The organism is Vibrio sp. 10N.247.311.49 (assembly GCF_041467655.1).
Lineage (GTDB): Bacteria > Pseudomonadota > Gammaproteobacteria > Enterobacterales > Vibrionaceae > Vibrio > Vibrio crassostreae_C.
Genome location: NZ_JBFSVA010000002.1, coordinates 173582 through 187479, shown reverse-complemented (window position 1 = coordinate 187479; position 13898 = coordinate 173582). Strand labels below are relative to the sequence as shown.

15 protein-coding genes are annotated in these 13898 nt (G+C 44.0%); 8 read left to right on the top strand and 7 right to left on the bottom strand.

Annotated features, from left to right (window positions below):
• Positions 1–5: 5 nt before the first annotated feature.
• Positions 6–1082 (top strand): low specificity L-threonine aldolase, encoded by a 1077-nt coding sequence (locus tag AB6E54_RS03605; RefSeq protein ID WP_102332921.1) that lies wholly within the window; start codon positions 6–8, stop codon positions 1080–1082.
• A gap of 102 nt (positions 1083–1184) precedes the next feature.
• Here the strand turns inward: AB6E54_RS03605 and AB6E54_RS03600 are convergent, their stop codons facing one another.
• A complete protein-coding gene (locus tag AB6E54_RS03600) occupies positions 1185–1310 on the bottom strand; it encodes a hypothetical protein (RefSeq protein ID WP_017060906.1) in 126 nt (41 codons plus the stop codon).
• 247 nt (positions 1311–1557) lie between these two features.
• Between AB6E54_RS03600 and AB6E54_RS03595 the strand changes: the two genes are divergently transcribed.
• Positions 1558–1992, top strand: coding sequence for a YccF domain-containing protein (locus AB6E54_RS03595; RefSeq protein ID WP_004730224.1), 435 nt, complete (start codon positions 1558–1560; stop codon positions 1990–1992).
• A gap of 104 nt (positions 1993–2096) precedes the next feature.
• Here the strand turns inward: AB6E54_RS03595 and AB6E54_RS03590 are convergent, their stop codons facing one another.
• The 3 genes from AB6E54_RS03590 to AB6E54_RS03580 all read right to left on the bottom strand — a co-directional run bounded on the left by AB6E54_RS03590 (position 2097) and on the right by AB6E54_RS03580 (position 4777).
• Complete coding sequence (locus AB6E54_RS03590; protein ID WP_029235256.1) at positions 2097–3020, bottom strand: hypothetical protein; 924 nt, start codon at positions 3018–3020, stop codon at positions 2097–2099.
• Between the two features lie 195 nt (positions 3021–3215).
• Positions 3216–4364: an L-threonine dehydrogenase gene (gene yiaY / locus AB6E54_RS03585; protein WP_102428336.1), complete on the bottom strand. Its 1149-nt coding sequence runs from the start codon at positions 4362–4364 to the stop codon at positions 3216–3218.
• 260 nt (positions 4365–4624) lie between these two features.
• Positions 4625–4777: a hypothetical protein gene (locus AB6E54_RS03580; protein ID WP_017060903.1), complete on the bottom strand. Its 153-nt coding sequence runs from the start codon at positions 4775–4777 to the stop codon at positions 4625–4627.
• Positions 4778–5011: 234 nt separating this feature from the next.
• Here AB6E54_RS03580 and yjjG point away from each other — a divergent pair, with 234 nt between their 5' ends.
• Positions 5012–5686, top strand: a complete 675-nt coding sequence (gene yjjG, locus AB6E54_RS03575) for a pyrimidine 5'-nucleotidase (RefSeq protein WP_372107258.1) — start codon at positions 5012–5014, stop codon at positions 5684–5686.
• Between the two features lie 180 nt (positions 5687–5866).
• Positions 5867–6799, top strand: a complete 933-nt coding sequence (gene yddG, locus AB6E54_RS03570) for an aromatic amino acid DMT transporter YddG (RefSeq protein ID WP_102332919.1) — start codon at positions 5867–5869, stop codon at positions 6797–6799.
• 47 nt (positions 6800–6846) lie between these two features.
• On the opposite strand, the gene AB6E54_RS03565 is transcribed toward yddG, so the two are convergent.
• Positions 6847–7743, bottom strand: a complete 897-nt coding sequence (locus AB6E54_RS03565) for a cation diffusion facilitator family transporter (protein WP_017060900.1) — start codon at positions 7741–7743, stop codon at positions 6847–6849.
• Between the two features lie 288 nt (positions 7744–8031).
• On the opposite strand from AB6E54_RS03565, the gene AB6E54_RS03560 reads away from it, so the two are divergent.
• The gene (locus AB6E54_RS03560; protein WP_102332918.1) at positions 8032–8382 is read left to right on the top strand and encodes a hypothetical protein; all 351 of its coding nucleotides are present in this window, start codon (positions 8032–8034) and stop codon (positions 8380–8382) included.
• Between the two features lie 34 nt (positions 8383–8416).
• On the opposite strand, the gene AB6E54_RS03555 is transcribed toward AB6E54_RS03560, so the two are convergent.
• Complete coding sequence (locus AB6E54_RS03555; RefSeq protein WP_016797108.1) at positions 8417–9295, bottom strand: LysR family transcriptional regulator; 879 nt, start codon at positions 9293–9295, stop codon at positions 8417–8419.
• Positions 9296–9456: 161 nt separating this feature from the next.
• On the opposite strand from AB6E54_RS03555, the gene AB6E54_RS03550 reads away from it, so the two are divergent.
• The 3 genes from AB6E54_RS03550 to AB6E54_RS03540 all read left to right on the top strand — a co-directional run bounded on the left by AB6E54_RS03550 (position 9457) and on the right by AB6E54_RS03540 (position 12910).
• The gene (locus tag AB6E54_RS03550) at positions 9457–10056 is read left to right on the top strand and encodes a class I SAM-dependent methyltransferase (protein ID WP_017064785.1); all 600 of its coding nucleotides are present in this window, start codon (positions 9457–9459) and stop codon (positions 10054–10056) included.
• A 330-nt stretch (positions 10057–10386) separates the two neighbouring features.
• On the top strand, positions 10387–11952 hold the full coding sequence (locus AB6E54_RS03545) for a YjjI family glycine radical enzyme (protein WP_102332917.1): 1566 nt from the start codon (positions 10387–10389) through the stop codon (positions 11950–11952).
• 43 nt (positions 11953–11995) lie between these two features.
• Complete coding sequence (locus AB6E54_RS03540) at positions 11996–12910, top strand: YjjW family glycine radical enzyme activase (protein WP_102332916.1); 915 nt, start codon at positions 11996–11998, stop codon at positions 12908–12910.
• 24 nt (positions 12911–12934) lie between these two features.
• Here the strand turns inward: AB6E54_RS03540 and AB6E54_RS03535 are convergent, their stop codons facing one another.
• Positions 12935–13846: a LysR family transcriptional regulator gene (locus tag AB6E54_RS03535; protein ID WP_102332915.1), complete on the bottom strand. Its 912-nt coding sequence runs from the start codon at positions 13844–13846 to the stop codon at positions 12935–12937.
• Between the last annotated feature and the right edge of the window lie 52 nt (positions 13847–13898).

The following is a 13898-nucleotide window of genomic DNA, read 5'->3' as shown; positions in this document are numbered from 1 at the left end:
AAACTATGAGCATGGACTTGCGTCAACAATGTGATTTGTTGCTTTCCGGTCACCTAGAACCGACTCCAGCACAAACATTCGCTCAGATGGCTGAATGGTGTGAGACACACAATGTGAGCCATGATAGCTACGGCGATGGTGAGTTTATCGAGAGCTTCGAAAACAAAGTCGCGGAACTGCTAGGTTATGAAGCGGCTGTATTTGTGATTACTGGCACCATGAATCAACCAACAGCATTAGAAATTGCGTGCCAAGAGAAAAGAAACCCACTAGTAGCGATGCATGAATCGAGTCATATTATGCGTCATGAACGCCAAGGGTATCAGCTCCAAAACCGATTCAACGTACTTCCCGTTGGCAACGTATTTCGCACTTGGAATGTTGATGACTTAAAGGCGTGGCCTGATGAGATTGCAGCCGCTCTATATGAATTACCCATGCGTGAAATCGGCGGCCAATTACCAGAATGGGATGAGCTTGAAGCGATCAAGCAGTACTGCAAAGAACAATCAATTCACCTTCATATGGATGGTGCGCGTTTGTGGGAATGCGGCGCCTATTACCAAAAGTCATACAGCGAGATTGCTCAGGGCTTCGATAGTGCTTATGTTTCGCTGTACAAAGGTCTCAATGGCCTTGGTGGTTCGTTATTGTTGGGCGATAAAGCCTTTGTAGCGAAAGCATCTGCGTGGATGAAGCGCCAAGGTGGCAATGTTTATCACCGAACGCCTTATGTGGTTTCAGCAGCAATGCAGTTTGATGAGCGATTAGAGTTGATGCCATCACTGTTTGAGCGAACAAAACAGATCTACCAAATCTTATTAGACTATCCTCAGTTCACTGTTAATCCGCAGCAACCGCAGGTCAACATGCTTCACCTATATTTACCCGTGAGCTATGAAGACGGCATTATTGTGAGAGATAACATAGCGAAGAAACACAAGATTTGGATAGGAAACCCAGCGATAAGCGAGTTGCCAAACCAATGTAAGATTGAATGGTATGTAGGGGATAACCTACTAAATTTGCCTGATCATGAGCTGATAGACATTCTAGATTTTATTAGCGAAGAGCTGATTTGATTAACGAAGAGCTGGCTGAAGAAGAACTGATCTAATTGGAACTGAAATGGATACAGGAAAGGGTTCTTATATCCATTTATATAGCTAGGATGTCCGGCTCTGTTACATATACTGGTTGATGTACACATCAACTAAGAACATGAACACTGGAACAGTGCTGAGAAGTCCGAAGAAGACGATTGGCACCCAGTTTTTCATTTTCTTTTTAGGTTGCTCAGTGTTATTCATAAATTCGGCCTTAAATTCGTTGTTGAGTCTGTTTAGCTTTTTGGTACTAAAAATCTAAGTGTATGGTATCAAATAAATGGGTTTAGCCCTATGTAGATTTAGAGAACCGTGGTGTATATCAATCACATAAAATGTAAGTGATTCATAAACGGTTCATAAAGGTTCAACAATAATGAACCTATTACAACAATCATTGCCTTACTCGGCATATTAAATAAATAGCATTCAAAGATTTGGAGAATACAGAATGAAAACAATAGGAAACATCATTTGGTTTCTGTTCGGTGGCGTATTTATGGGACTAGCTTGGTGGTTCTTCGGACTGCTCGCATTCCTAACCATCGTTGGTATTCCATGGGGTAGAGCATGTTTTGTTATGGGTAACTTCTCATTCTTCCCATTTGGTCAGGAAGCGATTTCGCGTGATGAGCTAACCAATGAAATGGACATCGGCACGAGCCCGCTAGGTGTGATTGGTAACGTTATTTGGTTCTTATTTGCGGGGATCTGGTTGGCGATTGGTCACATCATGTCAGCAGTAGCGTGTTTCATTACTATTATAGGTATTCCGTTTGCGATTCAGCACCTTAAGCTCGCGGTTATCTCATTGGCGCCAATCGGTAAAACCGTTGTCGACAAGCGTGAAGCAGAAGCGGCACGAGTAAGAAACTACAAGGGTTAAGACTACAGTTTAAGCCTTATATAGAACTGAAAAAGCACATCACATGATGTGCTTTTTTGTGCCTCGTTTTCTATCTAACGATGCCCCAATCTCACAAACACTCACTAGACATTGTTGAACAAGACTTCAAGCCTAAGGGTGATGTTGGCTTCTTCGGTGTGTTTCTCATGAGGTTCTCGTTCCCATTGATAACGAGGGATGAGTTCGTAGAACAGCCACTCTTTCCATACGTTTTGTCGGTAGGTAACCGAAACCTGAGCGTATTCGTAATGATTATGAGGCTCATCCGTTGCATTAATCGTGGCGCTATATTGAAGTGCTTGGTCTTGGGCAAGGTAGTGATACAAGGTTAGCCCTGTACCATAGTTCCAACCTTTAAGGTCGTCGTTATATCCTGCAAAGCTTGACCATCGAGCCAAGAAATCATCACTTAAAGAAAGATCAAAGTCGATGTCGGTGATCTCACCAGTCTCTTGTTTTTCTTGATATACACGTTGGGTCAGCCTGAATACTGCATCTGTGGTGAGCGGGTAGGTAAAACGATAGCGAGCCTCTATTCTTGGGCGTAATGTCGCTTTGATATTGAAACTACTGTAACCCTTGGCATAGGCGTCATAACGAAGGCCAAGTGCATTCTCTAACTCTTCAGAATCTTGTGGGAAGAAGTCTAAGAATTCTTCATCGCCAACAGATTCGTAGATTAGCTTAAGCCTTTTGCTGACAAAGGGTAAATGCAGGCGTGCGTTGAGCTTGGTGGAATAATCCACGTCACCGCCCTCAGAATAGATGAAATCATTATACCAACGTACAGAGGTTCCGGCTCTGGCGTCCTCGGTAATACGGTCATCCACAAAGAAGTTATCGAACCATATTGCGGGCTGACAAAACTTGCTGTTTAGGTAGTGGTAAGCTTTTTCGACGCGCGTGTCTTCTAACGGTTGGCTGTGACACTCATCCTGTTCCTCCGCGAAGGCAGAGTGGGAAACGAGCGATGCTAATAATGAGGAGTTAACTATCCAACGACTCAATGGAACCTGTTTGTCATTCTATGTATCAATAGTTTGACTATAACTAAGCAGTTATGACAATGCGACTTTTAAAGAGATTTATCTTAATCAGTGGCTATTCAAAACAGAGACTTGAATAACATATGGCAGGTAAAGAAAACGGGCTCAGTAGGTGAGCCCGTTTGTCGATAAGTTTATAAGTGACTTAATGGCAGATTACATTGCCGCTTCGAAAATCGCAGAGATTTCTTCGTGGGTCGCTTGTTTAGGATTAGTAAAACCACATGCGTCTTTCAGTGCGTTGTCAGACAGAGTAGGGATATCTTCTAGCTTCGCACCAAGTTGCGCGATACCTGTTGGGATGTTCACGTCATTTGCTAGTTGAACAATTGCTTCGATCGCAGCTTCTGCACCTTGCTCTGGTGACATACCTTCAACGTTAACGCCCATTGCTTTTGCAACATCACGTAGACGCTCAGGACAAACTTGCGCGTTGTAGCGTTGAACGTGTGGTAGCAAGATAGCATTACACACACCGTGTGGAAGATCGTAGAAGCCGCCTAGCTGATGCGCCATCGCATGAACATAACCTAGTGACGCGTTGTTGAACGCCATACCCGCCATGAACTGTGCGTAAGCCATTTGCTCACGAGCTTCAATGTCTTCGCCGTGCGTAACCGCTGTTCTTAGGTGTGCTTGCACAAGCTCGATTGCTTTGATTGCTACAGCGTCGGTAATTGGCGTTGCTGCGATTGAAACGTAAGCTTCGATTGCGTGCGTTAACGCATCCATACCAGTTGCAGCAGTTAATGATGCAGGTTTAGCAAGCATCAACTCAGGATCGTTTACTGAAATAAGCGGTGTTGTGTGCTTGTCAACGATCGCCATTTTAATGTGACGTTCCTCATCAGTGATGATGCAGAAGCGTGTCATTTCTGATGCTGTACCAGCCGTAGTGTTGATAGCGATAAGAGGCATCATTGGCTTTTCAGATTGGTCTACGCCTTCGTAGTCTGCAATCTTGCCGCCGTTAGAAGCAACCAGAGCAATGCCTTTTGCACAGTCGTGTGGAGAACCGCCACCTAGAGAAACAACGAAATCACAATCGTTGTCAGTCAGCAATTCAAGACCATCGTTAACGTTCGTGATGGTTGGGTTTGGTTGAGTGCCATCGAATACAACTGCGTCTACGCCTCGCTGGCTAAGAAGGTCTTGTACCTGCTTAACTACACCAATTTGATTCAAGATCTTATCAGTTACGATCAGACCTTTTTTAAAGCCTTGAGACTGAATACTATCAGCAGCATCCTTCAGACAGCCAGTACCCATGAAGTTGATTGTAGGGATGTAAAATGCAGTAGACATTGGAAAACTCCGTTAATTATGATTTTTAATTTCCTACATGTTGTCGGCATTCAAGTGGTCGACCATTGATCTGGAACAACTTTGAATTCGAACTACCACTTTGTGGCTAGTCGTTGTGATAGGGCTCATATAGCAATCGTTTTCATGGTTTTTGGCTGTGTTGATTGTCAGTAATAGATCGCGATAAATCGACTAAATTAGAGACAGTATGGAGCTCTATAACAATGAAAAATAAGGTTTTTCATTGAAAACTCTTCTAGTTAGGCTGGTGTCGACGTTTTATCTGAGTCATCGCTGCATTCAATTTCAGGTTCTTGTGACTCTTCAGAATCAAGCGTGTCTTCTGACTCCTCGTCATAGTATTTGACAAGAAAAGGGGTAAGCATGACAGACGATGGTAAAAAGTGCTTCATAGTACCTCCCGGTACCTAAGTGTATTTATTGTATGGTATTGGTTTAATATGTGGCAAAATTTGCGATACATCATGACTTGCGGCTTGTTTTCTATAAATTATTAGATTTATATACAGGCTCACAGATTTACGAGTAAAGTGATTGCCAGCCTACAAGGCGAAGAGAAAAATTAAGCAAAACTACGATAAAAACAAACACAGCACTGCTCAACAACGCGAATAACAGGACAGAAAATGAAGTACGATTGGATATTCTTTGATGCGGATGAAACCTTGTTCCACTTTGATGCTTTTCAAGGAATGAAGCTGATGTTCTCCCGTTTTGGTGTGGACTTTAGTGAACAGGATTATTCGGTTTACCAAGAGGTTAATTTACCACTATGGGTAGACTATCAAGATGGTCGCATTACGGCTGATCAACTGAAACACACGCGCTTCGAAAGCTGGGCTGAGAAATTAGAGACAACAACCGCTGCTTTAAACAGTGCATTCTTAACAGCGATGGCGGATATCTGCTCTTTATTACCGGGTGCACAAGAGTTGATGGAGTCTTTAAAAGGCAAAGTGAACATGGGCATCATCACTAACGGTTTTACAGAGCTGCAGTCAATTCGTTTAGAGCGTACAGGAATGACGGATTACTTTGAGCACGTGATAATTTCTGAAGAGGTTGGGGTAGCCAAACCGGATGCACAAATTTTTGAATATGCCCATAAGCTGATCGGGTTACCATCTAAGCAACGAGTATTGATGGTCGGAGATAACCCACATTCCGATATTCTAGGCGGATTAGATTTTGGTATTGAAACCTGTTGGTTAAATAGTCAAGAAAAGGCAACGCCAGCCGGAATTAACCCTCATTATCAGGTTAAGTCTCTGGCTGACCTGCAAGCTCTTTTACTAGCATAATTGCTAATTGCTAATTGCTAATTGCTTTTAGATTTTTGAGTGAATGATTGATAGCCGAGTACAGTTATGTGCTCGGCTACTTATTTTTACTTACTGCAACTTATCGATAGTGGCGTTTAAGCCTACCTTTGCTTTAAGCTCGCTTTGATTACCCCATTACAATAAAAATAAGGAAGAGGCGTGCTGAAATCTCATCGCCATAGCTGCTACGGCATTGCTGCCATTTTACTTTGGAGCTGCTTAATCGCGCTGTCTCGTAGCGTATCAGAACAACTGGGCCCAATTGGTGGCGCCGCCAGTCTTTATACAGTGAGCTCACTGTTGTTGGTCTGTGTTATGGGGTTACCTAAGCTGTCGCGGTTTTCTAAGTCATACCTGTTGATTGGTGGTGCTCTGTTCGTTTGTTATGAGATCTTCTTAGCTCTGGCTTTAGGGATGGCAAACAACCGACATCAAGCCTTGGAAATGGCCGTTATCAACTACTTATGGCCTGCATTGACGGTGTTGTTCGCGGTATTGCTCAGCGATAAAAAGATTAACTGGTTGGTTTACCCAAGTATTTTCTTAGCCTTCTTTGGTGTGGCTTGGAGTATCAGTGGCGATCAGGGGCTTTCTGTTGATCAAATCGCTGCCAATATTGCCACCAACCCTAAAACCTATTCAATGGCGTTTTTCGGCGCGATTATTTGGGCGGTCTACTGTAATTACACTCAGAAAGTGGCGAAAGGACAGAATGCGATCGTGCTGTTCTTTATCGCGACTGCAATCACCTTGTGGATCAAATACGCATTGAGTAACGAAACCGGCATGGTGATGACAACCAGTGCTGCGATTGACTTAGTGTTGGCAGGCGTGTGTATGGGCGCAGGTTACGCGCTTTGGAATACAGCGATACTTGGCGGCAATATGGTCTTCTTGGCGACCATGTCGTATTTCACGCCTATTTTTGCGACCTTACTGTCTTCTATTATTTTGGGTTTGTCATTGAGCATGACGTTTTGGCAGGGCGTTTGTATGGTAACGATTGGCTCTTTAGCTTGCTGGTGGGTAACCAGAGACAAAAAGCCGACGGTTACGGCGTCGGCTTCTAAAAAGGTTCAATCAGAGTCTTAGTCAGCGAGAGGTTGATTGGTTAGCTCTTGGTTCTTAACTCTCGACTCTTAACTCGCGATATTGAGATTCAGTTGAAGCTCATAAGGCATCTTCGATAAGCGTCGCTTAAGTTGGCGGCGCGTACGTTCAATATCATCGACCGCAATCGCTTGTTGGTCGTTGGTATGAATATCAACATTGATTCGTAATTCTGGACCAACCTTAGTCACACCCATCAGCTCCAAATCTTGCTCCGCTTCTTTGTCTACCGCGACAACGTTCTTATCTACCGCATCACAAATATCTTTGTTTGCCGACATCATAAGCAGTTCGCGCATCGCCTCACGTAACATGTCGAAAGGCACTTTGATGAAGTAGAAAGACATTAGCAACATCATCATTGGGTCGGCATACACTGCGTATTCTGCAAGCGGAGAAAAAGTAATTAACCAAGCCGCTACGAAACCCGCTGTTACCGCTACACTCAGTAGCGTATCCATCTGCCACTGCTTAGATTCAGCCTGAATCAGACCTGAAGAAATACGTTTGCTCTTATTCGCGATGTACCACCAAGCGTAACCACAACCCAACACGTTGAAAATACCAAACAGAGTTGCAATAGAAGCATCAACTTCACGACCACCCGTCATTAGGGCACCAATCGCAGAGTAAAGTGAATAACCAACTACAAGCAGAATCACAACGGCTTTAATCGCAATCACAATCGGCTCGATGATAGCTCGACCGAACGGGAACTCTCTATCTGAAGGGCGGTTAATGTATTTTGAAGCAGCTAGTGACAATAAAGTTAACAGTAAGCTGATAAGAGAATAGACACCGTCAAACACTATGACCAGAGAGCCAACGAGAAGACCCAACACCAATCCGCCAATTGCGAAGCCTGATGCTAAAAGGGCTGAGAACAATAGTACTCGATTTTCGTTTTGGCTTTTCCTGTCACACATAATATTTTCCAGATGTTTTTGATAACTTCATTGTTCTAATAATGAGCTAACTTTACAAACTTTATCTGATGATGTTTATATGTCTTATTTAATTCGAACATATAAATCAATAAAATTCAGTGACTTAAGGTTAGGGTTTGGTGTCAATAAAGTTGACGTTGAGTGTTTTTTGGGGATGATGTGCAACTGAAATAGGATCGTTTATGATTAATACAACACATTAGTCGCTAGGGTCTTATTGGTCTTCTAGATTTGACTGCGACTGCAATGGACAAGGAGAGAATCAATATGAAGTTTGACGATATCAGTGATAACGAGTTGTGGGTGATTGCTAACCCGATTATGGATAATCTGATGGACGGTTCAACCAAGGTCGATCATGAACAGCACTGTCGAGACTTTACTCAAAGGATGAAAGACATTGTTACGCCGGAATATTTAGAAAAGGTGTGTCACCATTATCAGCACAGTAATGGCTTTTTTGCTGAGCGAGAGCAAGTCGCGCTGTTTAGACGTTCAGACTCCATCGCTTTTGTGTGGAAACAAGCTTACACCATCGCCAAAGGCGAGTTTGTCGCCGAAATGGTAATGGTTGAAGAAGACGGACGCTACTTAGTGGATCACGTGATGGTTTTCTAGAGCAAGACTTAAGTATGGAGTAAAAGTCGTCCGTCTAGAAATCAAACAAATAATCACTAAGCTGGTCGGCCAACCAATTCATTCCTGGGTGCTCTGCCATGCCAGCCGCGGTAAACATACAGTAGTCTTCTTGTGTTAAACCGTAGGTGTGTTTGATCACGGCAAGCTCTTGTTCACGCAGTAAATGGCGAATCAATGGCTCAGGCATTACGCCCCATGCTTCTTCACGTAGAATCGTATCCAACATAAAGTCGAAGCTAGAGAAGCCAATGTAACGACGCGAGAAGGGCTCAAGCTCAGGATTATCCTTTTCATTAAGATAAACCATGGTTGCTTGCATCGAATTTCTCAGTACTTCATCAGACACTCGTCGCATCGCACTCAAATCATGTCCTTTCTTACATACAGACATCATTCGAATCTTACCAAGCGGGTTGTAGATAATTCTTGGGTCATCGACGCGTTCGTAATCGACACCAAATGCGAAGTCGACTTGCTGAGTTTCAACTAGGTTAGCTAAGTCACCGCTCGATGCGAGAACGAAGTTGAATGAGGTAGAAGGGTACTTGTTATTTAAGGCGTGAGATAAGTCCTGCCACATTTCATCGGGTAGGGAGTCATCTCGCGCTATCCAAATCTCTGCGTTGAATTCGCCCGAAACATGCAAGCAGGTTTGTTTAATACGCGCGGCTGTCACCAACATGCCTTCGCAATCTTTGTAAATCGCTTTACCCGCTTCTGAAAGCTCAACGTGGTTTCCGCTGCGGACGAACAGCTCGACATCTAACTCTTTTTCCAAGGCTTTAATCGACATGCTGAGTTTGGTTCGGTTGCATTCTAACTGGCGTGCAGCTTCAGAAACTGATCCTAAATCAGCAACGGAACAAAAGGCTTGGACTTGAGAAAGGTTCATTTCATTTCCATATTGAGCGGGGGTCGGTGCATATTATCTGAATATTGTGCTGACTATCTTAGAAATAGTCCATCTTTGCATGATAACTCTATGACGAATTGACTAATTTGGTTTACTCTGGGGAAGTTCCGAACCTACAAGAAGTAAAGATGGAGGCCATGATGGCGAAACAATGGGACGAATACGCCGTTGATTGGGATAAAGATCCCGCAACTGCAGTATTCGCACAATCCGTATTTGACCAGTTAACACAGCTCGTTGATTTAAACGGAACCCGTGTCCTTGATTTTGGTTGTGGTACAGGACTACTCAGCCAGAAAATATCTCCTTTAGCAAAAGAGATCATCGCACTTGATATCTCTGAAGGGATGATTGAAGAGTTAGATAAGAAAGAGTTACCTAACGTTGAACCGGTAGTTGATATTTTATCGCGCGGACTTGCAGCGCAGCATCCAGCATTCAGAAACCAGTTTGACCTAGTGGTAGCCTCTTCGGTGTGTGGTTTTATCCCGAACCTACAAGACACAGTCAGTCTGATTTACACGCTGCTTGAAAACGACGGTACGTTTGTACACTGGGATTGGTACTTGGAAAGCGACAGTGAAGACTACGGTGTAAGCCAACAGCGCTCAGAAAATGTATTGAGTGCAGCGGGCTTTGCAGTAGTTGAAGTCTCTACACCGTTCTCGATTGACACTCCACAAGGAGAGTTAAAGGTATTAATGGGTGTTGGACGTAAACAAGCGCTTCCAGATCTGTAATCGTGTGTATGCCTTGAGCTAGCATTCAGAATGCTCATTTAAACTACTAAACCCACATTAACGACTCTAACGTCAGTTATGTGGGTTTTCTCTTTTTGGCGCTATCGTTTTAAACAGAACGAATTAGCGCTTTCTCATTTCTTCACTACTAACTCTGGTTTCTCTATTTCTCTATTTCTCTATTTCTCATCTCGCTCATAGAAAACTCAACACCGCTAATTTACAAATTATTTATTTCCATTTTGGAAATGTAGTCTTGCATACATTTCATTAGTGGAAATATAACGGTGAGATATAAAATAAGCCCATAACAACACTAAGGGTTTAATCATGAGCCACCAATCTGCGTCATCTACTTCTTCACCACTTTCAGAGCAACAACAACGCTTTAGCAATATCATTTCAGATGCCAACCTGTCACCAAAACAGAAGTCGAGCTATCTTGCCTTAGAAGCTGAAGCCAGCTTACCGTATATGCCGGTAAGCAAAGAAGTAGAGCAAGCCTTACAACAAGGTGTGCTGTGTGACATGTTTGAAGGGCACGCCCCATTTAAGCCGCGCTATGTACTTCCAGATTATTCTAAATACTTACATCAAGGCTCAGAGTATTTAGAGCTTAGCGCGGCAACCAACTTCGATGAAGCATTGAACATGCTTACCATCCTTTACCACCATGTTCCGTCTGTCACTTCAATTCCGGTTTACCTAGGTCAGTTGGATGATGTGTTGATGCCTTTCGTGGGCGACTTAACAGAAGAGCAGGTATACCAAAAGATTAAGCTGTTCTGGATCATGTTGGATCGCACACTGCCAGACGCCTTTATGCATGTGAATATCGGCCCGACAGACAACATTATCTGCCGTACGATTTTACGTGTAGACGCTGAATTGAAGCAGATCGCGCCAAACTTAACCTTTATGTACGACCCAGCCGTGACACCTGATGATCTACTTCGTCATGCGGCGAGCAACATCTGTGAATGCAGTAAACCACATATTGCAAACTATCCAGCGCATGCCGAGGCTTACGGCGATAAGCGTTTTGGTATTGTGAGCTGCTACAACTCTCTGCCGTTAGCGGGCGGTTCAAATACCTTGGTGCGTATGAACCTAAAGCAAGTGGCGTTGAAGTCTGAGGACAGTGCTGATTTCTTACAACAAGTACTGCCGAACTACAGTGGCATCATGGTTGAGTTGATGAACGCTCGTAGCCGCTTCTTGCATGAAGAGTCTAACTTCTTCGAAGGTTTCCTGACCAAAGAAGGCCTTATCGAAGAAGATCGCTTTGCGCCAATGTTTGGTATTTATGGCATGGCGGAAGCAGTCAACATCTTGATGGAGAAAGAGGGCCAAGCAGGGCGCTATGGTCACGATGAACAGGCAAATCAGCTTGGTCACCGTATCTCCGAAAAACTGGCTGAGATCGTTGAACGCTCTGACGTGAAGTATGGGTTAGAAGGTAAAGCTCTGCTGCATGCTCAAGGCGGTATTAGCTTAGATGAAGATGTGACGCCGGGTGTCCGTATTCCTTATGGTACCGAACCGGATCCTGTCTCTTACGTTCGTGCAACCGCGGGTCACCATAAGTTCTACACCTCGGGCATCAGTGACATTCTGACCATCGATGAAACAGTGAAATCTAACCCTGAAGCGATGTTCAACTTGTGTAAAGGTGCGATTCAAGCGGGTTACCGAGAGTTCACGGCTAATGTGGCATCAAACGATTTGGTTCGCGTGACGGGTTACATGATTAAGCTGTCAGACATTGCTAAATACGATGAGCAAGGCTCACGCACCAATACCACCTTCTTAGGTGCTGAAGCTGCGAAGAACACGGGCATATTAGAGCGTAAACCACGCGTGGCGAGTTTAGAGATGTCGCCGACATACGAATAGCTTTAACTTGTGTGATGCGTTTCGAATACGAACAATGTGAATTATGAAAATTTCTGATCTAACAACTCAAATGGCTAGGGTTAAAAATAATAAGGCAGAAAAACAAGCGAAGGTCAGCCGTGTGCTGACCTTTTCTTGTGTTGATGGCCCGGGAAACCGCTTGGTGCTGTTTCTTCAGGGCTGCAATTTTGATTGTATTACTTGCCACAACCCGCACACAATCAATCACTGTAACCATTGTGGAGATTGTGTGAGTGGCTGTCCAAGCCGTGCTTTAAGCATGGTTGATGGCAAAGTGAAGTGGGACCCAGCAGCTTGCACCAACTGCGATAAGTGCATTGATATCTGCGACCATAAGTCGAGCCCGAAAATTACCACAATGACGGTCTCAGAGGTTCTGGAGCTTGTCAGGCATAATCAGTTTTTCTTGAGTGGCATTACCGTTTCTGGCGGTGAAGCGACCATGCAGTTGCCGTTTATCATAGAGCTGTTTCAAGCGATTAAACGTGATCCACAGTTAGCGCATCTCACGTGTTTTATTGATAGTAATGGTTCGCTGTCACTTCAAGGGTGGGACAAGGTGTTGCCTTATCTTGATGGCGCGATGATTGACCTAAAATCATGGCAATCGGAAACACATCAATGGTTAGTGGGTAGAGGTAATCATAGGGTGTTTGAAACCATTAACTACTTAGCAGATAAAGGAAAACTGCACGAAGTTAGGTTGCTACATATCCCAAATAAAAGCGATCTTGAGGACGAAATTGAACAAGTGGGGCGTTACTTGAAGACTCTACCAAGTGATGTTCGAATTCGACTGAATGCGTTTCAACATCATGGTGTCATTGGCGAAGCGTTAGATTGGCCGAAATGCAACGAACAACAGATGCAGAGCTTTCACGATAAGCTATACACCATAGTCCAAAGACCGATGCAAACCCCTGAGGTTTATACCTAACCTCTATGTTGCTTAGGCGGTCAATCAGGCTTCTAAAAACAGGTCACACAACCACTTGATCGCTTGATCATTCATGTTGGGCTTGTTCCATACCAAGCTATACGCCACCTTACCGTAATCAAAAGGCAAGGGCTTGCTCACTAAGCCCTGAGCTTGCTTAGCACGCTCAGCCCACTGTTTAGAGCAAGTGAACAGGAAAGGCGTGTGGTGACACAACACAGCCGCAGCGCCGAAGTCCGCGACCGATATTGCCATCTCTCTTGGTTGGTGGCATTGAACCAAGTTTTGTTCAAAGTAAGGCTGAGACAGTTCGTTATCTAAAATCCCAATGTGCTTGTAATCTAAGTAGCCTTCTACCGTCAGTTCTTGCTGAGCGAGAGGGTGGTGTGCGCCCATCAAACAAACCATTTCATCTGGAAGAATTGTTTCCCAAACCAGCTCTTTGTTATCGGTCGGCGGCTGAGATATATCATGAGGCAACAAGATCAAATTGACCTTGCCACTGAGTAAAGCATCGAAGCCGAGCTGTTGTTTCGAATAGATGTTGAGCTTCGCGTTTGGCGCGAGCTCAGTGGTAATTTTACTGATCTTTGAGGCAAATACTTCGAAAGTACTTTCACGCATCGAAAGTGAAAAACTGCCTTGGTATTCTTGAGGGGTAAAACTCTTCTGATGAAGCAGTCCGTTCATGCTTGAAAGAATCGCGTGAACAGTCGGAGCTATCTGCAAAGCAAATGGCGTCGGGATCAGCTTGGTGCCATCTCGATAGAACAGTTCGTCATTAAGTATGTCACGTAGTTGAGACAAGGTTTTGCTCACACTCGAAGGGCTTACACAGAGTTGTTCTGAGGTTTGAGTAACGCTGTGGGTGTTCAGCATAATATGAAGCGCAGTGAGGTGCTTAAGGCTCACTCTAGATAAGTGTAAGTAATCCATTTATGACTCATACATTGAGAATGGCTTGATATTTGGCGCAACACACAAAACA

Coding starts and splice junctions, on each gene's coding strand:
- AB6E54_RS03580 (WP_017060903.1), bottom strand. CDS start 4,777: ATGAAGCACTTTTTACCATCGTCTGTCATGCTTACCCCTTTTCTTGTC.
- AB6E54_RS03550 (WP_017064785.1), top strand. CDS start 9,457: ATGGCGAAACAATGGGACGAATACGCCGTTGATTGGGATAAAGATCCC.
- AB6E54_RS03595 (WP_004730224.1), top strand. CDS start 1,558: ATGAAAACAATAGGAAACATCATTTGGTTTCTGTTCGGTGGCGTATTT.
- AB6E54_RS03535 (WP_102332915.1), bottom strand. CDS start 13,846: ATGGATTACTTACACTTATCTAGAGTGAGCCTTAAGCACCTCACTGCG.
- AB6E54_RS03565 (WP_017060900.1), bottom strand. CDS start 7,743: ATGTGTGACAGGAAAAGCCAAAACGAAAATCGAGTACTATTGTTCTCA.
- AB6E54_RS03560 (WP_102332918.1), top strand. CDS start 8,032: ATGAAGTTTGACGATATCAGTGATAACGAGTTGTGGGTGATTGCTAAC.
- AB6E54_RS03605 (WP_102332921.1), top strand. CDS start 6: ATGAGCATGGACTTGCGTCAACAATGTGATTTGTTGCTTTCCGGTCAC.
- yjjG (WP_372107258.1), top strand. CDS start 5,012: ATGAAGTACGATTGGATATTCTTTGATGCGGATGAAACCTTGTTCCAC.
- yiaY (WP_102428336.1), bottom strand. CDS start 4,364: ATGTCTACTGCATTTTACATCCCTACAATCAACTTCATGGGTACTGGC.
- AB6E54_RS03600 (WP_017060906.1), bottom strand. CDS start 1,310: ATGAATAACACTGAGCAACCTAAAAAGAAAATGAAAAACTGGGTGCCA.
- AB6E54_RS03555 (WP_016797108.1), bottom strand. CDS start 9,295: ATGAACCTTTCTCAAGTCCAAGCCTTTTGTTCCGTTGCTGATTTAGGA.
- AB6E54_RS03545 (WP_102332917.1), top strand. CDS start 10,387: ATGAGCCACCAATCTGCGTCATCTACTTCTTCACCACTTTCAGAGCAA.
- AB6E54_RS03540 (WP_102332916.1), top strand. CDS start 11,996: ATGAAAATTTCTGATCTAACAACTCAAATGGCTAGGGTTAAAAATAAT.